Source organism: Mycobacterium sp. SMC-2, from assembly GCF_025263485.1.
In the GTDB taxonomy this organism is placed as follows: Bacteria; Actinomycetota; Actinomycetes; order Mycobacteriales; family Mycobacteriaceae; genus Mycobacterium.
On record NZ_CP079863.1, the window covers coordinates 2,785,191 to 2,810,282 of the forward strand.

At 69.1% G+C, this 25,092-nt stretch carries 26 protein-coding genes; 17 read left to right on the forward strand and 9 right to left on the reverse strand.

The annotated features are described in order from the left end of the window. Positions 1–23: 23 nt before the first annotated feature. A complete protein-coding gene (locus KXD96_RS13360) occupies positions 24–908 on the forward strand; it encodes an aldo/keto reductase (RefSeq protein WP_260744996.1) in 885 nt (294 codons plus the stop codon). 35 nt (positions 909–943) lie between these two features. Then, entirely contained in the window at positions 944–1,570 is a 627-nt protein-coding gene (locus KXD96_RS13365) for a PaaI family thioesterase (RefSeq protein WP_260745361.1), read from the forward strand. On the opposite strand, the gene KXD96_RS13370 is transcribed toward KXD96_RS13365, so the two are convergent. Next, positions 1,561–3,141 carry an MmgE/PrpD family protein gene (locus tag KXD96_RS13370; RefSeq protein ID WP_260744997.1) on the reverse strand — a complete coding sequence of 527 codons (1,581 nt, stop codon included), beginning with the start codon at positions 3,139–3,141 and terminating at the stop codon, positions 1,561–1,563. The genes KXD96_RS13365 and KXD96_RS13370 overlap by 10 nt on opposite strands. A gap of 130 nt (positions 3,142–3,271) precedes the next feature. Between KXD96_RS13370 and thrS the strand changes: the two genes are divergently transcribed. The 6 genes from thrS to KXD96_RS13400 are packed head-to-tail and all read left to right on the forward strand — an operon-like array spanning position 3,272 to position 9,627. After that, positions 3,272–5,326 (forward strand): threonine--tRNA ligase, encoded by a 2,055-nt coding sequence (gene thrS / locus KXD96_RS13375; protein WP_260744998.1) that lies wholly within the window; start codon positions 3,272–3,274, stop codon positions 5,324–5,326. 36 nt (positions 5,327–5,362) lie between these two features. Beyond that, entirely contained in the window at positions 5,363–5,902 is a 540-nt protein-coding gene (locus KXD96_RS13380; RefSeq protein WP_396878795.1) for an HIT family protein, read from the forward strand. Further along, on the forward strand, positions 5,899–6,531 hold the full coding sequence (pgsA, locus tag KXD96_RS13385) for a phosphatidylinositol phosphate synthase (RefSeq protein WP_260745000.1): 633 nt from the start codon (positions 5,899–5,901) through the stop codon (positions 6,529–6,531). The genes KXD96_RS13380 and pgsA overlap by 4 nt, the downstream gene beginning before the upstream one ends. 8 nt (positions 6,532–6,539) lie before the next feature. Beyond that, positions 6,540–7,478 carry a phosphatidylinositol mannoside acyltransferase gene (locus KXD96_RS13390; protein ID WP_260745362.1) on the forward strand — a complete coding sequence of 313 codons (939 nt, stop codon included), beginning with the start codon at positions 6,540–6,542 and terminating at the stop codon, positions 7,476–7,478. After that, positions 7,478–8,602, forward strand: a complete 1,125-nt coding sequence (locus tag KXD96_RS13395; RefSeq protein WP_260745001.1) for a glycosyltransferase family 4 protein — start codon at positions 7,478–7,480, stop codon at positions 8,600–8,602. Before KXD96_RS13390 ends, KXD96_RS13395 begins: the two co-directional genes overlap by 1 nt. Then, positions 8,602–9,627: an NUDIX domain-containing protein gene (locus KXD96_RS13400; RefSeq protein ID WP_260745002.1), complete on the forward strand. Its 1,026-nt coding sequence runs from the start codon at positions 8,602–8,604 to the stop codon at positions 9,625–9,627. Before KXD96_RS13395 ends, KXD96_RS13400 begins: the two co-directional genes overlap by 1 nt. Positions 9,628–9,636: 9 nt before the next feature. On the opposite strand, the gene KXD96_RS13405 is transcribed toward KXD96_RS13400, so the two are convergent. Together KXD96_RS13405 and KXD96_RS13415 are read right to left on the reverse strand one after the other, a co-directional pair. Continuing rightward, positions 9,637–10,938, reverse strand: coding sequence for a PE-PPE domain-containing protein (locus KXD96_RS13405; RefSeq protein WP_313901645.1), 1,302 nt, complete (start codon positions 10,936–10,938; stop codon positions 9,637–9,639). Between the two features lie 15 nt (positions 10,939–10,953). Then, positions 10,954–12,081 (reverse strand): PPE family protein, encoded by a 1,128-nt coding sequence (locus KXD96_RS13415; protein WP_260745003.1) that lies wholly within the window; start codon positions 12,079–12,081, stop codon positions 10,954–10,956. 259 nt (positions 12,082–12,340) lie between these two features. Here KXD96_RS13415 and pdxS point away from each other — a divergent pair, with 259 nt between their 5' ends. The 4 genes from pdxS to KXD96_RS13435 all read left to right on the forward strand — a co-directional run bounded on the left by pdxS (position 12,341) and on the right by KXD96_RS13435 (position 15,595). Next, positions 12,341–13,189 carry a pyridoxal 5'-phosphate synthase lyase subunit PdxS gene (gene pdxS, locus KXD96_RS13420; protein ID WP_260745364.1) on the forward strand — a complete coding sequence of 283 codons (849 nt, stop codon included), beginning with the start codon at positions 12,341–12,343 and terminating at the stop codon, positions 13,187–13,189. A gap of 13 nt (positions 13,190–13,202) precedes the next feature. Further along, positions 13,203–14,039: an acyl-CoA thioesterase II gene (tesB, locus tag KXD96_RS13425; protein WP_260745004.1), complete on the forward strand. Its 837-nt coding sequence runs from the start codon at positions 13,203–13,205 to the stop codon at positions 14,037–14,039. Then, a complete protein-coding gene (gene pdxT, locus KXD96_RS13430; protein ID WP_260745005.1) occupies positions 14,036–14,632 on the forward strand; it encodes a pyridoxal 5'-phosphate synthase glutaminase subunit PdxT in 597 nt (198 codons plus the stop codon). The genes tesB and pdxT overlap by 4 nt, the downstream gene beginning before the upstream one ends. Before the next feature lie 207 nt (positions 14,633–14,839). Then, entirely contained in the window at positions 14,840–15,595 is a 756-nt protein-coding gene (locus KXD96_RS13435; protein ID WP_260745006.1) for a YebC/PmpR family DNA-binding transcriptional regulator, read from the forward strand. On the opposite strand, the gene KXD96_RS13440 is transcribed toward KXD96_RS13435, so the two are convergent. From KXD96_RS13440 to KXD96_RS13450, 3 genes are all read right to left on the reverse strand, one after another. Beyond that, positions 15,592–16,599, reverse strand: a complete 1,008-nt coding sequence (locus tag KXD96_RS13440; RefSeq protein ID WP_260740536.1) for an IS481 family transposase — start codon at positions 16,597–16,599, stop codon at positions 15,592–15,594. The genes KXD96_RS13435 and KXD96_RS13440 overlap by 4 nt on opposite strands. Before the next feature lie 116 nt (positions 16,600–16,715). Beyond that, positions 16,716–18,299, reverse strand: coding sequence for a polyamine aminopropyltransferase (locus KXD96_RS13445; RefSeq protein ID WP_260745007.1), 1,584 nt, complete (start codon positions 18,297–18,299; stop codon positions 16,716–16,718). Continuing rightward, on the reverse strand, positions 18,296–18,751 hold the full coding sequence (locus tag KXD96_RS13450) for a DUF350 domain-containing protein (RefSeq protein WP_260745008.1): 456 nt from the start codon (positions 18,749–18,751) through the stop codon (positions 18,296–18,298). Before KXD96_RS13450 ends, KXD96_RS13445 begins: the two co-directional genes overlap by 4 nt. 234 nt (positions 18,752–18,985) lie before the next feature. On the opposite strand from KXD96_RS13450, the gene KXD96_RS13455 reads away from it, so the two are divergent. Continuing rightward, on the forward strand, positions 18,986–20,191 hold the full coding sequence (locus KXD96_RS13455; protein WP_396876743.1) for an IS110 family transposase: 1,206 nt from the start codon (positions 18,986–18,988) through the stop codon (positions 20,189–20,191). 37 nt (positions 20,192–20,228) lie between these two features. On the opposite strand, the gene KXD96_RS13460 is transcribed toward KXD96_RS13455, so the two are convergent. The 3 genes from KXD96_RS13460 to KXD96_RS13470 are packed head-to-tail and all read right to left on the reverse strand — an operon-like array spanning position 20,229 to position 21,781. Further along, positions 20,229–20,660: a DUF4247 domain-containing protein gene (locus KXD96_RS13460; protein ID WP_260745009.1), complete on the reverse strand. Its 432-nt coding sequence runs from the start codon at positions 20,658–20,660 to the stop codon at positions 20,229–20,231. Next, the gene (locus tag KXD96_RS13465) at positions 20,657–21,160 is read right to left on the reverse strand and encodes a DUF2617 family protein (protein WP_260745010.1); all 504 of its coding nucleotides are present in this window, start codon (positions 21,158–21,160) and stop codon (positions 20,657–20,659) included. The genes KXD96_RS13460 and KXD96_RS13465 overlap by 4 nt, the downstream gene beginning before the upstream one ends. Positions 21,161–21,169: 9 nt before the next feature. Further along, entirely contained in the window at positions 21,170–21,781 is a 612-nt protein-coding gene (locus KXD96_RS13470) for a DUF4178 domain-containing protein (RefSeq protein WP_260745011.1), read from the reverse strand. 181 nt (positions 21,782–21,962) lie between these two features. Here KXD96_RS13470 and ruvC point away from each other — a divergent pair, with 181 nt between their 5' ends. From ruvC to KXD96_RS13490, 4 genes are all read left to right on the forward strand, one after another. Beyond that, complete coding sequence (gene ruvC / locus KXD96_RS13475; RefSeq protein WP_260745012.1) at positions 21,963–22,517, forward strand: crossover junction endodeoxyribonuclease RuvC; 555 nt, start codon at positions 21,963–21,965, stop codon at positions 22,515–22,517. Beyond that, a complete protein-coding gene (ruvA, locus tag KXD96_RS13480; protein ID WP_260745013.1) occupies positions 22,514–23,101 on the forward strand; it encodes a Holliday junction branch migration protein RuvA in 588 nt (195 codons plus the stop codon). The genes ruvC and ruvA overlap by 4 nt, the downstream gene beginning before the upstream one ends. Beyond that, positions 23,098–24,144, forward strand: coding sequence for a Holliday junction branch migration DNA helicase RuvB (gene ruvB, locus KXD96_RS13485; RefSeq protein ID WP_260745014.1), 1,047 nt, complete (start codon positions 23,098–23,100; stop codon positions 24,142–24,144). Before ruvA ends, ruvB begins: the two co-directional genes overlap by 4 nt. 211 nt (positions 24,145–24,355) lie before the next feature. Beyond that, the gene (locus KXD96_RS13490; RefSeq protein ID WP_260745015.1) at positions 24,356–25,000 is read left to right on the forward strand and encodes a hypothetical protein; all 645 of its coding nucleotides are present in this window, start codon (positions 24,356–24,358) and stop codon (positions 24,998–25,000) included. Positions 25,001–25,092 lie beyond the last annotated feature (92 nt).

Genomic DNA, 25,092 nt, shown 5'->3' on the forward strand with positions numbered 1-25,092 from the left:
ATTTCCGGCGTACGGTCATAAAAGTGACCGCACAAAACTCGAAAACCGTTGCACAAGCGTCCGGAACGTTCACCCTCGGCGGCGACCTGACCGTCAACCGACTCGGCTTCGGCGCCATGCGCCTGACCGGCAAGGGTGTCTGGGGCCCACCCGCCGACCGCGACGAATGTGTCCGGGTGTTGCGGCGCGCCGTCGAACTCGGCGTGAACTTCATCGACACCGCGGACTCCTACGGCCCGTACATCTCCGAGGACATCATTCGCGAGGCGCTGCACCCCTACGAGGGTCTGGTCATCGCGACCAAGGCGGGGCTGCTGCGCACCGGGCCGGACATCTGGATCCCGCTGGGCAATCCGAGCTATCTACGCCAGGAATGCGAGATGAGCCTGCGCCGCCTGGGCGTGGACACCATCGACCTGTTCCAGCTGCACCGCATCGATAAGAACTTCCCGCTGGCCGATCAGGTCGGCGAGCTCGTGGCGCTGAAGAACGAGGGCAAGATCCGCCACATCGGCCTGTCCGAGATCGACGTCGATCAGCTCGACGCGGCGCAGCGGATCACCGAGATCGTGTCGGTGCAGAACATGTACAACGTGGCCGCCCGCGGCGCCGAACCGCTGCTGGACGCCGCCACCGAGCGGGGTATCGGCTTCATCCCGTGGTTCCCCCTGGCCGCGGGTCCGCTGGCCGCTCCCGACGGCCCGCTGCAGCGTATAGCCGGCGAGCATGACGCGACTGCGTCGCAGCTTGCGCTCGCCTGGCTGCTGAAACGGTCGCCGGTGATGCTGCCCATTCCGGGCACATCGAAGGTGGCGCACCTGGAGGAGAACGTCGCCGCCGCCGAGATCACGCTGTCCGACGACGAGTTCGAAACCCTCTCGGCGGCCGGGGCGCAACAGACGGTGTGACCGCCGCGCGCCGTGCGCTTCCGGCCCAATACGGTGTGGTGGTGGCGGAACATGAGCAGCATCGCGGCGGCGGGTTCAACCCGCCCGAGCCGACGACCAAGGGCGGGCCCGACTACGGCAGGTTCATCGACGCCGTGCGCACCCTGCAGGACCACGCCCGCGCCGTCGACGCGCCCGACGCGGTGATCACCGAGGCCGCCGACCTGCTGGACAAGGTGTCGTCGTTGCTGAGCCCGTTCGACGCCGACGAATGGGCATCCCCGTCGGGGCGCCGCATGGACCTGCCCATGCGCGGCAACATCTTGAGCATCCCGATGAAGGCGAGCAAGGGCGACGACGGCCGGATCCACGGTACGGCCCGCTTCGCCCGGTTTCACCTGGGCCGCAACGGCGCCGTGCACGGCGGGTGCCTGGGGATGCTGTTCGACAGCGTGCTCGGGCTGACGTCCTCGGTGCTCACCGGCGGGCCCTACCAGCGCACGGCCTACCTGAAGATCGACTACCGCCACATCGTGCCCATCGAGAAGGAGCTGCAGTTCGACGCGGGCATCGACAGGGTGGACGGGCGCAAGATCTTCGTGTCCGGCCGGTTGACCGACGGCGACACGCTGCTGACGGAGGCCGACGCGCTGTTCGTCCGGCTCAAGCCCGGTCAGCCCTGACGGCCCAGCAGGCGCCACAGGTCGTCGGCGTCGCCGTCGATCGCCTCGACGATGTCGTCGGACCGTTGTTGGCCCCACACCGCAGGGCCGCTCGCCGAAAGCTTTTCGCGGCTGACGGCGTCGGGACTGGTTTTCGCGTTGCCGGCCCCGCCGTGTGGAACAGCGCATTCGGCCGCTAGCTCCCGGCCGTCGCGCAACCTCACCCGCACCCGGGCCGGGAAGGTCATGGTGAACGCGTCAAGTGCCGCCGGCGCCCACAACCGTCCCGTCGCTGCCCGCCCAGCCGCGCCGAGTCCGCCATCCCGCAGGGCGCGGAGTAGGGCGATGCCGTCGCCGATGGCGAAGCGAACGCCCTTGTGTTCCCGGCGAGTTCGCCGGACGGCGCCGAGCAGCCGGCGGGTGGGCGTCCCCGCCGTCATGGCGCGAACCGGAAGAAGCGGGGCCATCGCCTCGGCTGTTCGCAGCGTGAGCGACCAGTCGTGCCGCAACGACACCCGGGCGGCGACGTCGGCCAGCTCGCGGTGGTGACCGGCCAGCCATTCCTCGTTGACTTCGTCCGGCGTGAGCCGGCCGGCGACAAGCGTGGCGGCGACGGTCCACGGGATCGAGAAGTTGATGGTCACCGGTGTGGGCACGCGCTCGGCCGTGTACCCGTGCGACATGGCGTCCATCCCGCAGGTCAGCACGCCGGCGTCGACGACCACCGACGCGACTTCGGCGGCCGGCGGCGGCCCGAGTTCGTGCAGCGCGTCGACGGTCGTGTCGACATAAGCGCAACCGGGATACCGCTTGACGCTCAGAGTCCGTGTCGCCCAATCGGAGCCAAGCCCACCCAGAAGCGCGGGCAGCGGCGCGTAGGAGAACGCATCGAAGAAGCCCTGCGGGTGGTCGAGCGCATCGAGTGGACCGGTGACGCCATTGGCGGCGAGTCGGGCGGCCCGGACACCGGCCAGAGTCGGTTCGGCCGCCGTCAGCAGCTTCGAATCGGGGGCCATGAACCCCGGCACGGTGGGCCGCGGAGCCTGGTAGAGGGCAAGGGCCAGGGCATGCGCCAGCCGGCCCGCGCCGAGTCCAAGCAGCCGCCCGGTGGCCACGGCGGCCCCGGCGGCATGCACGAACGACCACAACTGACCATTGAGCGGCCCGAGCAGGCAGGCGCCGCCCAGGCGGGCCTCGAGCTCGTTGGCCGCCACCTGGGCGGTGAGTTGTTCGGCCGCCGAGGCGCCGGTCTCGGCGGCGAGCAGTACCGGTACCCATACAGCGGAGTGGCCGGCGTGGGCGAAGCACATGTAATCGTCGAAGTCGAGCGCGATGGACAACGCGGCCGCGGCGTAGAGGGCGTCGTCGACGGCGACGGAGCGGTGTAATCCCGGCACAGCTGCGGGGCCGTCGCCGGCCCAGCTTTCCACGCCGGCGAGCACGCGCCGTGACGCTACGTCGCGGGCCGATGCGGCCGTGGCCGCGAACACGGATCGGCGCTGGGTGCGGCACAGGTCGACCACCGCGTCCGGGACATCGCCGAGACGAAGGGCGGCGGCCCACCCGGCCAACCGTTCGATCGTCGTGACCACGCTGGCACGGTAGGCGCACTTCGATCGAGGGGTCAATCAGTGCTGGCCTGGCGGTGTCGGGTGGTGGTCGGCCGCACGGATAGCATGGTCGCCATCGTTCCGACATGTCCGAACCTGGAGAATTGACCCGATGAGTGCCCCCGCCGACGACGTCCGAGCAGCCCCGATCCGGGTGCCCGCCGGGACTACCGCGGCCGCCGCGGTCGGCGAGGCCGGGCTGCCGCGCCGGGGCGCCCCGGACGCGATCGTGGTGGTGCGCGACGCCGAGGGCAAGCTGCGGGACCTGAGCTGGGTGCCCGAGACCGACGTCGAGGTCGTCCCGGTGGCGGCCAACACCGACGAGGGGCGCAGCGTCATCCGGCACTCGGCCGCGCACGTGTTGGCCCAGGCCGTCCAGGGTCTCTTCCCCGAAGCCAAGCTGGGGATCGGGCCGCCCATCACCGACGGCTTCTACTACGACTTCGACGTGGCGGAGCCGTTCACCCCCGAGGATCTGGCGGCGCTGGAAAAGCGGATGCGCCAGATCGTCAAAGAGGGACAGCTGTTCGAGCGCCGCGTGTACGAGTCCAAAGACCAGGCGCGCTCGGAGTTGGCGAACGAGCCCTACAAGCTCGAGCTCGTCGACGACAAGTCCGGCGACCCCGACATCATGGAAATCGGCGGCGACGAGCTGACCGCCTACGACAACCTCAATCCCCGCAGCCGCGAACGGGTGTGGGGCGACCTGTGCCGCGGGCCGCACATCCCCACCACCAAGCACATCCCGGCGTTCAAGCTGACCCGAAGCTCCGCCGCCTATTGGCGGGGTGACCAGAAAAACGCGAGCCTGCAACGCATCTACGGCACGGCCTGGGAGTCGCAGGAGGCGCTGGACCGCCACCTCGAGCTGCTCGCGGAGGCCCAGCGCCGCGACCACCGCAAGCTGGGCACCGAGCTGGACCTGTTCAGCTTCCCCGACGAAATCGGTTCGGGGCTGGCCGTTTTCCACCCCAAGGGCGGCGTCGTGCGCCGGGAGCTGGAGGAGTACTCGCGGCGCAAGCACATCGAGGCCGGGTACGAATTCGTCAACACCCCGCACATCACCAAGGCGCAGCTGTTCCACACCTCGGGCCACCTGGACTGGTACGCCGAGGGGATGTTCCCGCCGATGCACCTCGACGCCGAGCTCGACGACGACGGAACGGTGCGCAAGCCCGGGCAGGACTACTACCTCAAGCCGATGAACTGCCCGATGCACACGCTGATCTTCCGGTCGCGGGGGCGCTCCTACCGCGAACTTCCGTTGCGGCTCTTCGAATTCGGCACCGTGTACCGCTACGAAAAGTCCGGCGTCGTGCACGGGCTGACCCGGGCGCGCGGGTTCACCATGGACGACTCGCACATCTTCTGCACCCGCGAGCAGCTGCACGGCGAACTCGCGTCGCTGCTGCGATTCGTCCTCGAACTGCTCGGCGACTACGGCCTGGAGGACTTCTATCTGGAGCTCTCCACCAAGGACCCGGAGAAATTCGTCGGCACCGACGAAATGTGGGAACAGGCCACCAACTCCCTGGCCGAGGTGGCGGCCGAGTCGGGCCTCGAACTGGTTCCCGACCCCGGCGGTGCGGCGTTCTACGGACCGAAGATTTCCGTGCAGGCGCGCGACGCGCTGGGCCGCAGCTGGCAGATGTCGACCATCCAGGTCGACTTCAACTTCCCGGAGCGCTTCGAGCTGGAATACACCGCCCCGGACGGCACCCGCCAGCGGCCCGTGATGATTCACCGCGCGCTGTTCGGATCGATCGAGCGATTCTTCGGCATCCTCACCGAGCACTACGCGGGGGCGTTCCCGGCGTGGCTGGCGCCCGTGCAGGTGGTCGGCATCCCGGTCGCCGACGAGCACGTTCCCTACCTGGAAAGCGTTGCCGCGCAACTGAAATCGCACGGAGTGCGGGTAGAGGTGGACAGCAGCGACGATCGGATGGCCAAGAAGATCGTCCACCACACCGGCCAGAAGGTGCCGTTCATGTTGCTCGCCGGTGACCGCGACGTCCAGGCGAAGGCGGTGAGCTTTCGCTTCGGTGACCGCACGCAGATCAACGGCGTGCCCCGCGACAGCGCCGTCGACGCCATCGTGGCGTGGATCGCCGAGCGCGAGAATGCCGCCCCCACGGCCGAACTCGTGAAGGTAACCGGCGGTGAGTAGACAGTGACCGAAGACGAACGCGCCGACGACACCATCATGGACACCGGTGTGGGCCAGAGCGACCACCTGCAGCGGCTGTGGACGCCGTACCGGATGAACTACCTGGCCGAAGCGCCGCTCAAGCGCGACCCCAACTCCTCGGGCAAGACCGAGCAGCCGTTCACCGACATCCCGCTGCTGTCCGACGAGGAAGGCTTGGTGGTCGCCCGCGGCGAACTCGTCTACGCCGTGCTCAATCTCTACCCGTACAACCCGGGGCACCTGATGGTGGTGCCGTACCGGCGGGTGTCCGAGCTGGAGGACCTCACCGCGGAGGAGAGCGCGGAGCTGATGTCCTTCATGCAGAAGGCAATTCGCGTCATCAAGAACGTGTCGCGGCCGCACGGCTTCAACGTCGGCCTCAACCTGGGCACGTCGGCCGGCGGGTCGCTGGCCGAACATTTGCACGTGCACGTCGTGCCGCGCTGGGGTGGCGACGCGAATTTCATCACCATCATCGGCGGGTCCAAAGTGATTCCGCAGTTGCTGCGCGAAACCCGCCAGCTGCTGGCCACGGAGTGGGCAAAGCAGCCATGAGCAAGGTGCCGTTCCTGTCGCGGGCGGCGTTCGCGCGGCTCACCACCCCGACCGCCAAGGCGTGCCTGCGGCTTGGGTTGACCCCGGACCTGGTCACCGTCCTGGGCACCACCGGGTCCGTGGCCGGTGCGCTCACGCTCTTCCCGATGGGCAAGTTGTTCGCCGGTAGCTGCGTGGTGTGGTTCTTCGTGCTCTTCGACATGCTCGATGGGGCCATGGCCCGCGAGCGCGGGGGCGGCACCCGCTTCGGCGCCGTGCTGGACGCCACCTGCGACCGCGTCAGCGACGGCGCGGTGTTCTGCGGCCTGCTGTGGTGGGTCGCCTTCGGCATGCACGACGAACCGCTCGCGGTGGCGACCATGATCTGCCTCGTCACCTCGCAGGTGATCTCCTACATCAAGGCGCGAGCCGAAGCCAGCGGGCTGCGCGGCGACGGCGGCATCATCGAACGCCCGGAGCGGCTGATCATCGTGCTGGTCGGTGCCGGCGTAGCCGACTTCCCGTTCGTTGACTGGCCGCCCGCGCTGCCCGTGGCGATGTGGCTGCTGGCGGCGGCCAGCGTGCTCACCTGCGTGCAGCGGCTGCGCACGGTGTGGACCTCGCCCGGTGCGACGGAGCGCATGCCGTGATCCCGGGCATGGGGCTGATCGCCGGTCGGCGGCGCCGGGTGTCCGGCGCCGCGAGCGACTGGGCGTACGCGGCCGGCTGGATGGCGGTGAGGGCGTTGCCGGAGTTCGCCGCGCGCGCCGCGTTCGAGGCCGGGGCGCGCTACGCGGCCCGCGGCGGCGGACCGGAGCAGCTGCGCAAGAACCTGGCCCGCGTCATCGGCGTCCCGCCCGCCGAGGTTTCCGACGACCTGATGCGGGCATCGCTGGAGTCCTATGCCCGCTACTGGCGGGAGGCGTTTCGCCTGCCGTCGATGGACCGGCGCGCGCTGGCCGGCGAACTCGACGCCGCGTTCCGGGGCGCCGACAACCTGGATGCGGCGCTGACGGCGGGCCGCGGCGCGATATGCGCGTTGCCCCACAGCGGCAACTGGGACATGGCCGGGGTGTGGTTCACGCAGACGCGCGGCACCTTCACCACCGTCGCGGAAAGGCTCGAACCCGAGTCGCTGTACCGGCGTTTCGTCCGCTATCGCGAGAGCCTCGGCTTCGAGGTGCTGCCGCTGTCCGGAGGCGAGCGGCCGCCCTTCGAGGTGCTGTGCGACCGGCTGCGAGACGACGGGCTGGTCTGCCTGATGTCCGATCGGGACCTCACCCGCACCGGTGTGCAGGTCGACTTCTTCGGCGAAGCCACCCGGATGCCGGCCGGTCCGGCGAAGCTGGCGATCGCGACCGGGGCGGCCTTGCTTCCGGTGCACTGCTGGTTCGACGGCGACGGCTGGGGATTTCACGTGTTCGAACCCCTGGATTGCAGCAGCGGCGACGTCGGCGCCATCACCCAGGCGCTCGCCGACCGATTCGCCGAAAACATCGCCGCGCACCCCGAGGACTGGCACATGCTGCAACCGCAGTGGCTGGCCGACCTGCCGACTGAAAGGCAGGTCAAGCTGGCCCGGCTCGAGGACACCTGATGCGAATCGGGATGGTCTGCCCCTACTCGTTCGATGTCCCGGGCGGGGTGCAGTCGCATGTCCTGCAGCTGGCCGAGGTGATGCGCCGGCGGGGGCAGGAGGTGAGCGTGCTGGCGCCGGCTTCGCCGCGCGCGGTGCTGCCCGACTACGTCGTGTCCGCGGGGAAGGCCGTCCCCATTCCCTATAACGGCTCGGTCGCCCGGCTGCGGTTCGGCCCGGCGACCCACCGCAAGGTCAAGAAATGGTTGGCCGAAGGCGATTTCGACGTTTTGCACCTGCACGAGCCGAACGCGCCGAGCCTGTCGATGCTGGCCCTGAACATCGCCGAAGGTCCGATCGTCGCGACGTTTCACACCTCGACCACCAAGTCGCTGACGCTGACCGTCTTCCAGGGCATCCTGCGGCCCATGCACGAGAAGATCGTCGGCCGGATCGCAGTGTCCGACCTGGCCCGCCGCTGGCAGGTGGAGGCGTTGGGGACCGACGCGGTCGAGATTCCCAACGGAGTCGACGTCGACTCGTTCGCCTCGGCGCCCCCGCTGGACGGCTATCCGCGGCCGGGCAGGACCGTGCTGTTCCTGGGCCGCTACGACGAGCCCCGCAAGGGCATGTCGGTCCTGCTCGAGGCGCTGCCCGGGGTGGTCCAGCGCTTCCCGGATGTTCAGCTGCTCATCGTCGGCCGCGGCGACGAGGACCAATTGCGCGGGCAGGCGGGCGAATTGGTGAGGCACATGCGGTTTTTGGGGCAGGTCGACGACGCCGGGAAAGCGTCGGCGATGCGCAGCGCCGACGTGTACTGCGCGCCCCACATCGGGGGCGAGAGCTTCGGCATCGTCCTGGTCGAGGCGATGGCCGCCGGCACCGCGGTGGTGGCCAGCGACCTGGACGCCTTCCGGCGCGTGCTGGGTGACGGCGAAGTCGGGCGCCTGGTGCCGGTCGGCGACGGGCCCGCGCTCGCGGACGCCCTGGTTTCGGTGCTAGAAAACGATGTGCTGCGTGAACGTTATGTGGCGGCGGGTTCGGCGGCGGTCCAGCGCTACGACTGGTCGGTGGTGGCCAGCCAGATCATGCGGGTCTACGAGACGGTCGCCGCGTCCGGCGCCAAGGTTCAGGTGGCCGGCTGATGACGTGGCTGTTGGTCGCCCTCGCGGTGTTCGTCGGGCTGCTCGCGATCCTGGGCGCCTGGGCCTACCAGACGGCCAACCGGCTGGACCGGTTGCACGTCCGCTACGACCTGTCGTGGCAGGCGCTCGACGGCGCGCTGGCCCGGCGCGCGGTGGTCGCACGGGCGGTCGCCATCGACGCCTACGGCGGTTCCTCCGAGGGCAGGCGACTGGCCGCGCTGGCCGACGCCGCCGAGGGCGCGCCGCGGCACGCGCGTGAGTCTTGTGAGAACGAGCTGTCGGCCGCGCTGGCGGTCGTCGATCCGGCCTCGCTGCCGACGGGACTGATCGCCGAGCTGGCCGACGCCGAGGCCCGGGTGCTGCTGGCGCGCCGGTTCCACAACGACGCGGTGCGCGACACCCTGGCGCTGGCCGAGCGGCCCCTGGTCCGCCTGTTCCACCTCGGTGGAACCGCCGCGCTGCCAAGCTATTTCGAGATCGTCGAACGGCCCCACGCGTTGGCCCACGGCGACCACGGGGTGCTCGACCACCGCACCTCGGCGCGGGTGGTGCTGCTCGACGAGGCCGGCGCGGTGCTGTTGCTGCGCGGTTCGGATCCGGCGCTGGCCCGCGAGGACGCGCCGAAATGGTGGATCACCGTCGGTGGCGAGGTGCGCAAGGGGGAGCGGTTGGCCGAGGCCGCCGCCCGGGAGCTGGCCGAGGAGACCGGGTTACGAGTGGCGCCGGGCGAGATGATCGGCCCTGTCTGGCGGCGCGACGAGGTATTCGAGTTCAACGACTCCCTGATCGACAGCGAAGAGTTCTACTTCGTCTACCGCACCCGCCGGTTCGAGCCTTCCGGCGCGGGCCGAACCGACTTCGAACACAGCTACATTCACGGCCACCGCTGGTGTGATGCCGCGGACATCGCCCGACTGGCCGCGGCCGGCGAGACGGTGTACCCGATGCAGCTGGCCGAACTGCTCACCGACGCGGCCGCGCTGGCCGGCGGCCGCGCGCCGGGCCCGCTGCACTCCATCCGTTGATCCAGCGGGCTAAAGCCTGTCAAAGGAGGCAGGGAAGTCGGGTGGCGGGCTCAACGCCGCGACGATCGGTTCCGGGATCGCCTGGGCGGCAACCGGAGGCAGGCTACCGGCAGCGGTGATCGAGATGGACTGGAACGGCCCGGGAAGCCCGGTGGCGTACCCGAAATCGACGAACGGCCGAATGAAGGGCTGGAGCAGGTCGGCCAGCGGGTCCCCCAGGATCGGGATCATGCGCAGCGGTTCCAGCAGCGGCAGATTCTGGGTGGGAATCAGGTAATAGGTGGTCACGCCGATGTGCGTCTGGATGGCGGTGGCCAGCTGCGCGACGGTGAGGTTTGGATATGTCGAGTGCAGGTAGGGGAAACCCAGGAGGGCGTTGAGGTCCGCCGCGATGTTGAAGATGCTCCGCGGGAAGTAGGCGATGGGGTCGTATTGGACCGTGTAGATGGCGGTCTGGTACAGGGTGTCCACCGGAGTCAGCACGTGAAACGCGCCGAAGCCGGGAATGAAGTGCGTGAGGATGCCGGTGCCGGGAACGTTCGGGTCGGACAGCAGCACGAACGACAGCAGGTCCGAACTCGGCCGGATGGCGGCGGGCAGGGCGTCCAGATAGCGCATCTCGAGGGTGGCGATCGTGGCGCTCTGCGAATAACCCAATACCACAACATGATTGCCCGCACCGGTTTCGCTCATGATCGCATTGTTCAGTATCGCGACGCCCTGCCGGACCGACTGGCCGAAGGTTTGGCTGGTGAGGCCGGTGACGGGCCAGAAGTCCTCGGGCGTGGTCAGGCCAACCGGGCTATAGCCGGGGTAATGCGGGGCGATGTAGGTGTTGTAGACGGAACTCAGGTAGGCCGCGTTGGGTTGCGGGTTTCCGGTGCCGCCCATGATCAACGCCACGTTGCTCGACGTCGTCGTCGTCGGGGTGCTCTGCATCGGGCTTGCCAGCGCGGGACTCAACAATTGGCTGCCCGTCGCGTTGGCGGTCTGCGCTGGGAGCCCCGACGTCAGCTGCGTGGCGGCGGCATTGGAGGCCTCGGCCTCGGCATACGAATCCCTGCTGGCGATCAGCGTTTGCACAAATTGGTCATGAAACGCCGCCGCCCGCGCGCTGAGCTCCTGGTAGCGCTGGCCGTACGCGGCGAACAGCGTCGCGGTGCGCACCGATACCGCATCCGCGGCCGGCGGAAACACGACGGTCGTCGGGGTGGCCGCGGCCCCGTCGGCGGCGGCTATCGTCGACCCGATTCCCTGCAGATCAGCGGCGGCCGCTGCCAATGTGTCCGGGGCCGTGACCACAAACGACATCGCATCTCCCCCTGGCTAGCCGACCACCGTGCGCGGTACCACGGCGGCGCGGGACCCCTCGCCCACTGGAGTGGCGGCACCCGGGCCGCGCTCGGCCGCGCTGATCGGGGCTTTGAACGGCATTCTCGGCACGTTGGCCGCGACTTGACTCACACCACCGGTCGGCAACGCCGAAACCGGAGCACTCGGCGTGGTCGCCTGCACCTCGGTGGCCCAATTCGGCGGCACCGACAACGGCCCGATGGAGCCCGCCCGCCCCACGTCCGCCAACACCGCTGGAGCGCTCAGCTGCGCGGGATTCAGCGCGCCCATCGCCGAACCGGCCGTGGACGCCAGGGAACCCAGCATCGGCATGCCGCCCATGGCGCCGCCCATCAACGGGTTGCCGCCACCCAGGAACTGGCCGAAGAGCTGACTCACGATCATGCTCAGCGGTTGCATCCCGAACTCGCCGCCCATGGAAAGCATCTCCAGCGGCGACAGACCCGAGGCCGAGGAGGGCGAAAGTCCAAACGATCTATAGAGATTCGCCACCAGCTGGGCGTCTGACATGGCCGACTGCGCCTGGTCTACCGCCGCCGGGGCGCTGTCCACGGCCTGAGGGGACCCGCCCAGACCGCCGGGCGGCTCGTCGAAAGACGTCAATTGCGCGGCCGCCGCCAGCGTGCTGGCATCGTAGGCGGACATCGCGGCGGCATCCTGCGCCCACATCTCGGAGTAGTGGGCCTCGGTGGCCATGATCGCCGGGGTGTTCTGACCGAAAAAGTTGGTGGCGACCAGCGTCATCAACTGTGCGCGGTTGGCGGCGATCACCGGAGGGGGCACCGTCATCGCGAACGCCGCCTCGTAGGCGGCCGCGGCCATGGTGGCCTGGGGCGACGCCTGCTCGGCCTGCAATGCCGTCGACGCCAGCCAGGTCACATAGGGGCTGGCCGCTGCGGCCATCGCCACGGCCGACGGGCCCAGCCATGGCCCGCTGGTCAGCGCCGAGATCACCGTCCCATACGACGACGCCGCCCAACCCAGCTCGGCGGCCAGACCGGCCCACGCGGCCGCGGCGGCCAGCATGGAACCCGCCCCCGGCCCGGCGTACATCAGGCCGGAGTTGATCTCGGGTGGCAACAACCCAAAATCCGGCACCATCGCGATCCCTCCCTAACCCCGTGGCGGCCGCCGTCTCCGCAACTAGGTAGCCACACGAGCAAAATAACGAAAACGTGTGTAACAAACGGCCGGTTTGCGGGCCTAGGGTCAATCGGCCCTTTGTGAATCCGCGGTGGGAAAACTCGCTTCCGACCCCCACTAGACTGGACAGACAATCGGTTGAAGGAGATCAGCAGTGGATAGCGCCGCTTCACCCAACGGCAGCGGGCGAACCGGAACCGCGCGCGTCAAGCGCGGCATGGCCGAGATGCTCAAGGGCGGCGTCATCATGGACGTCGTCACCCCGGAGCAGGCCCGCGTCGCGGAGGGCGCCGGCGCCGTCGCAGTCATGGCGCTGGAACGCGTGCCCGCCGACATCCGCGCCCAGGGCGGGGTGTCGCGGATGAGCGACCCCGACACGATCGAGGGCATCATTGCCGCGGTGACCATCCCGGTGATGGCCAAGGCGCGCATCGGCCATTTCGTCGAGGCGCAGATCCTGCAGAGCCTCGGTGTCGACTACGTCGACGAGTCCGAGGTGCTGACCCCCGCGGACTACACCCACCACATCGACAAGTGGAAGTTCACCGTGCCGTTCGTGTGCGGGGCGACCAACCTCGGCGAGGCGCTGCGGCGCATCAGCGAGGGCGCGGCCATGATCCGGTCCAAGGGCGAGGCCGGCACCGGGGACGTCTCCAACGCCACCACGCACATGCGGGCGATCGGCGGCGAGATCCGCCGGCTGGCATCGATGTCGGAAGACGAATTGTACGTCGCGGCAAAGGAATTGCAGGCGCCCTACGACCTCGTCGTCGAGGTGGCCCGGGCCGGCAAGCTGCCCGTCACCCTGTTCACCGCGGGCGGCATCGCCACCCCCGCCGACGCGGCGATGATGATGCAGCTCGGCGCCGAGGGCGTCTTCGTCGGCTCGGGGATCTTCAAGTCCGGGAATCCCGCGCAGCGCGCCGCCGCCATCGTCAAGGCCACCACGTTCTACGACGATCCCGACGTGCTGGCCAAGGTGTCGCGCGGCCTGGGCGAGCCGATGGTCGGCATCAACGTCGAGCAGATCGCGCAGCCCCATCGGCTGGCCGAACGCGGCTGGTAAGCCGGGGCTATCGTTGGCGATCGAAGAGATCCTCGATCTCGAGCAACTCGAGGTCAACATCTACCGCGGTCGGGTGTTCAGCCCGGAGTCGGGATACTTCCAGCGAACGTTCGGCGGGCATGTCGCCGGCCAGTCGCTGGTGTCGGCGGTGCGCACCGTCGAACCCCGCTATCAGGTGCACTCGCTGCACGGCTATTTCCTGCGGCCCGGCGACGCCAACGAGCCCACGGTCTTCATCGTCGAGCGCACCCGCGACGGCGGCTCGTTTGCCACCCGGCGCGTCAACGCCATCCAGCACGGCGAAATCATCTTCAGCATGGGGGCGTCCTTCCAGACCGACCAGGAGGGCATCCACCACCAGGACGTGATGCCCGCCGCGCCGCCGCCCGACGGGCTGCCCGGCCTGGACTCGATCCAGGTGTTCGACGACGCCGGCTTCAAGCAGTTCGAGGAATGGGACGTCTGCATCGTGCCGCGCGAGCGGCTGCAGCTGTCGCCCGGCAAGGCCTCCCAGCAGCAGGTGTGGTTCCGCCACCGTGACCCGCTGCCGGACGACCCGGTGCTGCACATCTGCGCGCTGGCCTACATGAGCGACCTGACGCTGCTGGGGTCGGCGCAGGTCAACCACCTCGACGTGCGCCAGCATCTGCAGGTGGCGTCGCTGGACCACGCGATGTGGTTCATGCGGGCGTTCCGGGCCGACGAGTGGCTGCTCTACGACCAGTCGTCGCCGTCGGCCAGCGGCGGCCGCTCGCTGTGCCAGGGCAAGATCTTCACCCAGTCCGGCGAGATGGTGGCGGCGGTCATGCAGGAGGGGCTGACCCGCTTCCAGCGCGGGTACCGGCCATGAGCACCCCGCGGATCGGGGTGCTGGCGCTGCAGGGTGACACCCGCGAACACCTGGCGGCGCTGCGCGAGGCCGGGGCCGAGCCGATGCCGGTGCGCCGGCGCGGCGAGCTGGATCGGGTCGACGGCCTGGTCATTCCCGGCGGGGAGTCCACCACCATGAGCCACCTGCTGCTCGACTTCGACCTGCTGGAGCCGCTGCGCGGGCTGCTGGCCGACGGGCTGCCCGCCTACGGCGCGTGCGCCGGCATGATCCTGCTGGCCAGCGAGATCCTTGACGCCGGCACCTGCGGGCGCGAAGCTCTGCCCCTGCGTGCGATCGATATGACCGTGCGGCGCAACGCCTTTGGGCGGCAGGTTGACTCGTTCGAGGGCGACATACCGTTCGCCGGTCTGGACGGTCCGGTGCGCGCGGTGTTCATCCGCGCCCCCTGGGTCGAGCGGGCCGGCGACGACGTGCAGGTGCTGGCCGAGGCGTCGGGGCACGCGGTCGCGGTGCGCCAGGGCGCGAAGCTGGCGACGGCGTTTCACCCCGAGATGACCGGCGACCGCCGCGTGCACCAACTCTTCGTGGACATCGTCAACGGGCTCGCCTGACGCGGTAGTCACACCTGCACCGGGGGATGATGCGATCCGCGAAAGTGATAGCGCCGGCGATAGCACGTTTGCGACGGCGCACATCCCTCGGTCCCCGTGGCGGTTGGGGCGGCTGAGCCGCAAGGGGAGTGGACGGTCGGGCGGCGCCGGCCGTGCACGTAGACTCGTCTGGCGAAGTTTCGAAGACAGAAGAGGTAAGAAACACCGATGAGCGGCCATTCCAAGTGGGCCACCACCAAGCACCAGAAGGCCGTCAAGGACGCGCGCCGAGGCAAGGAGTTCGCCCGGCTGATCAAGAACATCGAAGTCGCCGCGCGCACCGGCGGCGGGGACCCGGCCGGCAACCCGACGCTGTACGACGCCATCCAGAAGGCGAAGAAGACCTCGGTGCCCAACGACAACATCGAGCGTGCCAGGAAGCGCGGCGCCGGCGAGGAAGCCGGCGGCGCCGACTACCAGACGATCATGTACGAGGGCTACGGGCCCAACGGCGTGGCGGTGCTGATCGAGTGCCTGACCGACAACCGCAACCGCGCGGCCGGCGAGGTCCGGGTGGCGGTGACCCGCAACGGCGGCACGATGGCCGATCCGGGCTCGGTGTCGTATCTGTTCACCCGCAAGGGCGTCGTCACGCTGGACAAGAACGGGCTCACTGAAGACGACGTGCTGACGGCGGTTCTCGACGCCGGCGCCGAGGACGTCAACGACCTGGGTGAGAGTTTCGAAATCATCTCGGAGCCGACCGATCTGGTCGCCGTGCGGACCGCCCTGCAGGACGCCGGCATCGACTACGAGTCCGCCGAGGCCAGCTTCCAGCCATCGGTCAGCGTGCCGGTGGACGTCGAGGGCGCCCGGAAGGTGTTCAAGCTCGTCGACGCCCTGGAGGACAGCGACGACGTGCAGAACGTCTGGACCAACGTCGACCTGTCCGACGAGGTGCTGGCCGCTCTCGACGAGGACTAGTTGTGATGTCCAGGGAGGTTGGTCAGTCGTGTCACGGGTGGCTGGCCTCCGATGGCGGAGTGGGCTCGGTGATGATTGTAGAAATGCAGCCAGCCGGGCAGTGCGGTGTCGCGCTGTTCGGTTGACTCGTAGAGCTGGGCGTAGGCCCAGCCGTCGGCGAGGGTGCGGTGGAATCGCTCAATCTTGCCGTTGGTCTGAGGTCGGTAGGGACGGGTCCGCTTAGGGGTGATGCGCAGTTCGGCGCAAGCGTCGCGCCATGCGCTGGACCTGTAGGCAGACCCGTTGTCGGACAGCACTCGTTCAACGGTCACGCCGCGCTCGGCGAACCAGGCCACCGCGCGCTGCAGCACGCCGATCGCGGTGGCAGCTTTCTCATTGGTGCAAATCTCGGCGTAGGCCATGCGGGAGTGGTCGTCAATGACGGTGTGTACGAATGCCGTTCCGATCCTGGGACGCCAATTCTTGGCGGAGTCGCCGCGATTACCGGTGCGGTGGGCCGTCTGTATCGCGTTGTGCTTACTTTGTTGTCGGCTCACGAACTTGTGGCCGCCGCCGTCGGGAATGTTGCCGAACTTGGTGACATCGACGTGAATCAGCGCGCCGGGATGAGCGTGCTCGTAGCGGCGCAGTGGCTCACCGGTAGCGCGATCGATGGCCGACAGGCGGTTGATCCGACAACGGGTCAGCACTGCGTGCACAGTCGATGCCGGCATGCCCAAGCGTCCGGCGATCTGCACGGGCCCGAGCCGGTGACGCCACCGCACGCCGACTATCTGTCGCACGAGCTCAGGCGCAGTGCGGGTGGGGCTGATCCGCGGCCGGGAGCTGCGGTCAATCATCCCGAGCGCACCTTCGGCGCGGAAGCGGTCGGCCCACTTCTTGGCAGTTCGCGGTGCGACCATGAACATCTTGGCGGCCTCGGCGTAGGTCCAGCCACCCTCGACGATCAGCTCAGCGAGCCTCAACCGAGCACGCGGGGTCAAAGCAGCATTAGCGTGGGACACGAAGGCCTCCTGGTTTGTGAAGCGGTTCCTAGACAGCTCCACTTCACAACGGGAGGCCTTCACCTGTCACACAGGCTCACCGATACCAAACAGGACAACGTCCCTGGACATCACAACTAGTCGTAACCGTGCCGCATGTCCTCGACGATGCGCGGGTTGTCCAGGGTCGACGGGTCCAGCGGACGCGGGCGGGTGTCGTCCGGAAACACCGTGGCGGCGTCGAGGACGCGCTGGTTGAGGAAGCGCAGTGGGGGCGCGTTGGGCGGCACGGTGGGTGCGGGTGCGCTGCCCCCGCGGCGCGCCAGGGCGAAACCCCAGTCGCCGAACGTCGGCACGTACACGTGGTACGGCGTCACGGCGTAGCCGGCCGCGCGGATTGAGGAGGCGGTGCGCCAGAACGCCGTCTGCGTCGAGAACGGGCTGCCCGCCTGCACGACCATCAGCCCGCCGGCCGCCAGCGCGTGCCCGGCCAGCGCGTAGAACTCGGTCGAATAGAGCCGGCCAAGGACGGGGGTGTCGGGGTCGGGAAGGTCGACGATGACCGCGTCGAATCCCGCGGGCGGGACGACGTCCGGGTGCGGCGAGCGCAACCAGCGCATCGCGTCGTCGATCACCACCTCGACGCGCGGGCTGTCCAGCGAACCGCCGTTAGCCCCGCGCATGGTGGTGCGGGCGAGCTGGATCACCGCGGGGTCGAGCTCCACCTGCACGATCTTCGTGATGCCCGGCTGACGCAGCAGTTCGCGGGCCGCCAACCCGTCGCCGCCCCCGAGGACGAGGACCGATCGTGGGTTGGCCCCAAGCGCGGGGTAGACCAGGCTTTCGGTGTAGCGGTACTCGTCCCGGGTGGAAAACTGCAGGCCGCCGTCCAGGTAGAGCCGCATGTCGTTGCCGCGCCGGGTGACCACGATCTCTTGGTAGGCCGAGTGCTGGTAGGCGATGATCGGGTCGGCGTAGAGCCGTTGCCTGCTCGTCGTCTCGATGTCGGCCGAGCGGGCCAGCAGCGTAGCCAGCAGCGCGAGCGCCGCGGCGAGCGCGCACAGCGCCGTCAGCAGTTGCCGGGTCGAGACGATCCGGCGCAGCACGAAGATCGCCACGACGACCGCGGCGAGCAGGTTGACGATTCCGGTGGCCGCCGCGCCCCGGATCATGCCCAGCTGCGGCAGCAGCAGGAACGGCCACACCAGGCCGCCCAGCAGCGCGCCGAGGTAGTCGGCGGCGTTGAGGTTGGCCAGCGTCCGGCCCGTGTCGGCGGCACCGGCGCTGCGGCCGCGTTGCAGCATCGTCATCAACAGCGGCACCTCGGCGCCGACCAGCCCACCGATCAGGGCGGTGCCCAACGCCAGCATCCACATCGACTCGTCGTCGATGAAGGCGAACACCGTGTACAGCGCCGCGGCGGACAAGCCGCCGACGACGCTCAGCAGCACCTCCACCGCCACGAACGCGATGGCCGCGTGCGCCAGCAGCGGCTTGACGACGAGGGCGCCCACCCCCAGCGCCGCGATGTAGCCGGCGACGATCAGTGACGTGGCGACGATGCCGCCGCCATTCAGGCTCGCCGCCAGCGTCAGCAGCGCGAGTTCGTAGATGATCCCGGACGCCGCGCACGCCGCGACGGCGGCCAGCAGCACGGCCCGCCAGCGCACCGACGGCTCGGGCCGGCTTATCTCCGACGCCGGCGCACCAACCGAAGTCATGACACCGCAGCGGCCGTGACGCCTCCCACCGCGAGCAATATCAGCGCCACCGCGAAGGATCCCGGGTGCAGCTCCGGCTCGTCGATGTGCTCGTGGAAACTACCCGGGATCAGCAGGTGCATTGTGAGCAGCGCTACCCCGAGCAGGATCACGCCCATCAGGCCGTACACCGCCACGCCGACCAGCCCCTGGCCCAGCTGGCTATAGCTGTTCGCGATGGCGGTGATGATGACCACGGTCAGGGCGATGTACATCGCGCCCGCGACGATGACGGCGTTGGGGCGGCGGTCGATGAACACCAGCCGGCGCAGATTGCCCGGGGTCAACACGTCGACGGCGTAGAACCCGATGAGGAGTACGGCCATGCCGACCAGGAAGTACAGGATCGTCGCGACTGCGCCTTTGAGGACGGGATTGAGGTCGACGGTGCCGATCTCGACGGCGAGGTACATGGTTCCTTACCTTTCTTGGAGGGTGGTTGTTGCCCTCGGCCGTAGGCTTTCAACTGCCCGGGGACGTCGGGTATGGCTTTCATGGTTTTGCTGTCTTCGATGGCCGAAGGAGATTGGCCGCCCGGGGTCCCGCGACGACTCGACCGCTAATTGAGAGATGCGATGTGATCGCTGTGTAAGGACACGCCGGCGTGGTCGTCTGCTGGGTTGATAGAAACCGAGACGGGAACGGAGGTGGTTGTGGCACAACCTGTGTGGGCTGGTGTGGACGCCGGGAAAGCGGACCATTACGGCGTGGTCATCGACGCTGAGGGCAAGTCGTTGCTGTCGCGGCGCGTCGCTAATGACGAGGCCGCGCTGCTGGAGTTGATCGACATGGTCGCGGCGCTGGCTGATGGCGGAGAAGTCACTTGGGCGATTGACCTCAACGCCGGCGGCGCTGCATTGCTGATCACGCTGCTGATCGCTGCCCAGCAGCGGCTGCTCTACATTCCCGGCCGCACTGTTCACCACGCCTCGGGTGGCTACCGCGGCGACGGCAAGACCGACGCCAAAGACGCTGCGGTGATTGCCGATCAGGCCCGGATGCGCCGCGACCTGCAACCGTTGCGCCCCGGCGACGACATCGCCGTCGAACTGCGCATCCTGACCAGTCGGCGCGCCGATCTGGTGGCCGATCGCACCCGCGCGATCAATCGGCTGCGCGCCCAGCTGCTGGAATACTTCCCGGCCCTGGAACGTGGCTTTGACTACAGCAAAAGCAAGGCCGCGCTGATCCTGCTCACCGGCTATCAAACCCCCGACGGGCTGCGCCGGGCCGGTGCCGCCCGGGTGGCAGCCTTTTTGCATAAACGCAAGGCCCGCAACGCCGATGCGGTCGCAACCGCCGCCATCGAGGCAGCCAACGCCCAACACACCATCGTGCCCGGACAACAGCTTGCCGCGGGCGTGGTCGCCCGCTTGGCTAAGGAGGTGATGGCCCTCGACACCGAAATCGGCGACACCGACGCGATGATCGAGGACCGATTTCGCCGCCACCGCCACGCCGAAATCATCCTGAGCATGCCCGGCTTCGGCGTCATCCTCGGCGCCGAGTTCCTCGCCGCCACCGGCGGCGACATGAGCGCCTTCCCCTCCGTCGACCGCCTCGCCGGCGTCTCGGGTCTGGCCCCAGTACCGCGAGATTCGGGCCGCATCAGCGGCAACCTCAAACGCCCCCGCCGCTACGACCGGCGCCTGCTGCGCGCCTGCTACCTGTCCGCTCTGGTCAGCATCCGCACCGATCCCGCCTCGCGCACCTACTACGACCGCAAACGCGCCGAAGGGAAACGCCACACCCAAGCCGTCTTGGCCCTGGCCCGTCGCCGACTCAACGTCCTGTGGGCCATGCTGCGCGACCACGCCGTCTACCAACCCGCAACCACTACTGCGGCGGCTTGACAACGTCATTGAGAATCTCCTTTGTGGTGGTGAGCCGTCATTTGGTTCCGCCGGGGCCGCCGGGCGTCCCTCCGGCGCCGCCCGACGGGGATCCCGGGTTGAAGCCGGGCCCGAGGAAGATGAAGGCGCCGTGGTTGTATCCGGCGCTCAGCGGTTCGACCCGAATGCTGCACGGATAGTCGCCGTCCGGACCGACGATCACGATGTTGTTGCTGTAGCGCAGATACTCGCTATTGCCGTTGGCGGCACGCGCCTCGGGGGCCTGATACTCGGCGAGCGTGTCCGCCACGTCGTTGGGCGATCCGCTGCACTGGTAGCGCGTCCCGTTCACATCGTGCGAGTACTCGTGGTAGTGGCCGGCGATATACGAACCAATGTTCTTCTGCAGCAAGATGATTCCGGGCACCAGGCACGCGACGGCGGCGACCGCCAGCGCACCGGCGATCACGAACAGGCGGTTGCGGCTCACGGATGCCACCGACTCGTCGTGTGGATGACCATTCCGCCGGAGCCGGCCGGATACAGGTGCCAGGTCCGCCAACGCCAACCCGCGCCGTCGGGTTCGGCGGCCAACGCGGTCAGCGCGGCGTCATCACCGGGGAAAGAGCCACCCAGCCAACCCTTTTCGCGCGCGCAGCGGTCACGAAGGTCGCGCGCCATGCGGCGGAAGGTGCGCTCGTCGTACGTGTCGGCGCGGGATTCCAGGGAATAGCCGGGCGCGGAGGTCCGCTCCGGCAGGTCGACGCCCAGCCCGCGTGCCGTGCAGGAGACTTCCTCGGAGAACCGGCCCGCGGCATGCTCGACCGTCACGACGTGCGAAGCGCCGAGGACCCCGAGCAGCAGCGCGCCACCGCCGGGGTGGCGCAGACGGCAGGTCGCCAGCGGTGGCGGTGCGGGCGCGTTGAGCGCGAGTCCGAGCTTCAGCCCGGACACGTCCGAAGGAGCTACGGCGAGCTGATGAAGCGGCACTGCGCGTTCCTACGCGGAGGAGGGCGGGGGCGCCGGATACACGGTCAGCTCGCCGGCCAGCACCGGTTTGCCGGTCGAGACCTCCCACGGCATGTTCGGAGCCCAGCGCTCGAACGAGAGCAGCGCGGACTCATCGGAGTTGGCGCAGTCGATGAACTCCATCTCGCCGCCCGCCGGCAGGCCGGTGGTGCCCTCGGTGGTGAACGAGGCGCGACCGCGTTCGGACTCGCGGAACGTCACCCCGTCGACGACGTACTGATCGCCCGGCTGCAGCGCGAGGTCCTTGCGGCTGACCCACATCGCCAGCTCGAGGCGTCCGTCGTCCTCCTCGACGCTGAACCAGATCGGCTGTTCGCCGCCCTCCAGCAGGTGTTCCCACCACACGAACGGGCCCTCGCGGTACGTCACCGATCCGCGGACCACGTAGTCCACACCGCCGTAGCTGACGATGGCGCCGGGGCCCAGTTGCCGGGGGCCGAATTCCGGCATCGCGTTGAACGACAAGGGGTCCTGGCGGCCGCGTGGCGGGCCCGGTTGCTTGGGGCGTCGCAAAGCGATGATGAGCACGACGATGGACGCGGTGAACAGCACGATCGCGATAATGACCAGCAGTGATCCCACGCGTACCCTTCCGTTGCCACATTGCTTGAGCGAACGTCGGCTAAAGCTAACAGCTTTTCCGGGGGTTCGGCGCTGTAACGTCCCGACGCGGGAATTGGCGGCGCCGCCGCGTGTCCTCCGCGGAGCCGTCGGTCCCGGCCGCTAGGGTATCGAACAGCTGTTCTACAGGTGGGAGCGGGCAATGCGCGTGATGGGCGTCGACCCCGGACTGACCCGATGCGGACTGTCGGTCGTGGAAAGTGGGCGCGGGCGAAACGTGGTCGCGCTGGACGTCGACGTGGTGCGCACCCCGTCGAATGCGCCGTTGGCCAAGAGGCTGCTGGCAATCAGCGACGCCGTCGAGCATTGGCTGGCCACCCACCAACCGGACGTCGTGGCCATCGAGCGGGTGTTCTCCCAACTGAACGTGACGACGGTGATGGGCACCGCACAGGCCGGCGGGGTGGTCGCGCTGGCGGCGGCCCGGCGCGGCATCGACGTGCACTTCCACACCCCGAGCGAGGTCAAGGCCGCGGTGACCGGAAACGGCGCCGCGGACAAGGCCCAGGTCACCGCGATGATCACCAAAATCCTTGCCCTGCAAGCCAAACCGACACCGGCCGACGCCGCGGACGCGCTGGCGTTGGCGGTCTGCCATTGCTGGAGGGCGCCGATGATGGCCCGGATGGCCGCGGCCGAGGCGCTGTCCGCGCAACAGCGGCACGCCTACCTGGCCAAGCTGAAGGCCGCGCGATGATCGCCTCGGTGCGCGGGGAGGTGCTCCATGTGGCGCTCGATCACGCCGTGATCGAGGCCGCCGGAGTCGGCTACCGGGTGAACGCGACGCCGTCGACGCTCGCGACGCTGCGCACCGGGACCGAGGCCCGGCTGATCACTGCGATGGTGGTGCGCGAGGACTCGATGACGCTGTACGGGTTCGGCGACTCCGACACCCGGGATCTGTTCCTGACGCTGCTGACGGTGTCGGGGGTGGGGCCCCGGCTGGCGATGGCGACGCTGGCGGTTTACGACGCCGGAGCGCTGCGGCAGGTGTTGCACGACGGCGACGTCGCCGCGCTGACCCGGGTCCCCGGGATCGGCAAACGCGGCGCCGAACGGATGGTGCTCGAGCTGCGGGACAAAGTGGGCGCCGTCGCGCCAGGCGCCCCGGTGCTCAACGGCAACGCAGTGCGCGGTCCCGTGGTGGAGGCCCTGGTCGGGCTGGGTTTCGCCGTCAAGCAGGCCGAGGAGGCCACCGACAAGGTGCTGGCCACCGAACACGACGCGACAACGTCGGGCGCGCTGCGCGCCGCCCTGTCGCTGCTGGGTAAGTCCAAATGACCGACGACTACTCCGACCGCGAGCTCTCTCCGGCGCTGGCCATCGGGGAGGGCGACATCGACGTCAGCCTGCGGCCGCGTTCGCTGCGGGAGTTCATCGGCCAGCCGCGGGTGCGCGAACAGCTCCAGCTGGTGATCGAGGGGGCCAAAAACCGCGGCGGCACACCGGATCACATCCTGCTGTCGGGCCCACCCGGACTGGGCAAGACGTCGCTGGCCATGATCATCGCCGCCGAGCTCGGGTCGTCGTTGCGGGTGACGTCCGGTCCCGCGCTGGAACGCGCCGGCGACCTGGCCGCCATGCTGTCCAACCTGGTCGAGCACGACGTGCTGTTCATCGACGAGATCCACCGCATCGCCCGGCCCGCCGAGGAAATGCTCTACCTGGCGATGGAGGACTTCCGGGTCGACGTGGTGGTCGGCAAAGGCCCCGGCGCCACATCGATACCGCTGGAGGTGGCGCCGTTCACCCTGGTCGGCGCCACCACCCGGTCCGGCGCGCTGACCGGCCCGCTGCGCGACCGGTTCGGTTTCACCGCACACATGGACTTCTACGAGCCCGCGGAGCTGGAGCGGGTGCTGGCGCGCTCCGCCGGCATCCTGGGCATTGAGCTGGGCGCCGAGGCGGCCGAGGAGATCGCCCGGCGCTCGCGCGGGACGCCGCGCATCGCCAACCGGCTGCTGCGCCGGGTCCGGGACTTCGCGGAGGTGCGCGCCGACGGGGTGATCACCCGCGACGTCGCCAAGTCCGCGCTGGCGGTGTACGACGTGGACGAACTCGGCCTGGACCGGCTGGACCGGGCGGTGCTGTCGGCGCTGACCCGCAGCTTCGGCGGCGGCCCGGTGGGGGTTTCCACGCTGGCGGTGGCCGTGGGCGAGGAGGCCGCCACCGTGGAGGAGGTGTGCGAACCGTTTCTCGTGCGGGCCGGGATGGTCGCGCGGACGCCGCGCGGCCGGGTCGCCACCGCACAGGCGTGGACGCACCTGGGCATGAGCCCGCCGGCCGGCGTCACGGGCCTGGGCCAGCCCGGCCTGTTCGACTAGCGACGATCGCGAGCGCGGCGAAGCCGGGCGCTGGGGGTACCCCCCGCGGAGCTGGGGGACGGGTCGCCACCATGCGACAAGCGACCGGCGCCGGCGATCTCACGGCCAATGGGTGATCTTCACAGCTAACTAACTGCGCGGGCGCGACCGGTTATGCGGCGGCATCCTCGGGTAACCAGGCGAGCAGTAATACCTGGTGAAGGAGATTCTGATGAGGACTTACGACGACGGACGCCCTCGGGCGCTGTACATGCCACGTAGCCGCGGCGCGCTAACCGGGCTACTCCTGATTCTCTTGGGTGCATGGGGCGCGCTGGTGCCGTTCTTTGGACCCAACATCGATTGGGCGTACATGGCCGACCCGGCCTGGACGTGGACCACGACCAAAGGATGGCTGGAGGTGCTCCCCGGGGCCGCCGCGGCGGTGGGTGGCCTGCTGGTGCTCTTGTCCGGCAATCGCGCCAGCGCCGTGCTCGGCGGCTGGCTGGCGGTGTTTGGCGGTGGCTGGTTCGTGGTCGGTCGCGCGCTCGCGGCGACCCTGGGCATCGGGGACGTTGGCCAACCGGTGGCGGCGACGGACCTGAAACGAGCCCTGCTCGAGGTCACCTATTTCACCGGTCTGGGTGCCCTGATCGTGTTCCTGGGCGGGGCTGCCGTGGCGCGCCTGGCGGTTCGGCATGCGCGAGACGTCGTGGTGACGCAACCGGCGCCGGTGGCTGCCGACGCCATGCACGACGAGACGCGGGGCACCGCGGCGCAAACGGACCGAGTGGCGGCCGGGCCCCGCGGTCGCGGGGTCTTCGGTCGACGCGCCGGGGGCGGCCTGTTCCACCGGCACCACCACGCCGGCGCTTAGGGCCGTATCCAGTAAGGCGAAAGAGCGCCGGCAGCCAAGGCTGCCGGCGCCGTTTCGCGCCCGGCCGGGGCTGTCGCGGGTCGGTAGAGTTC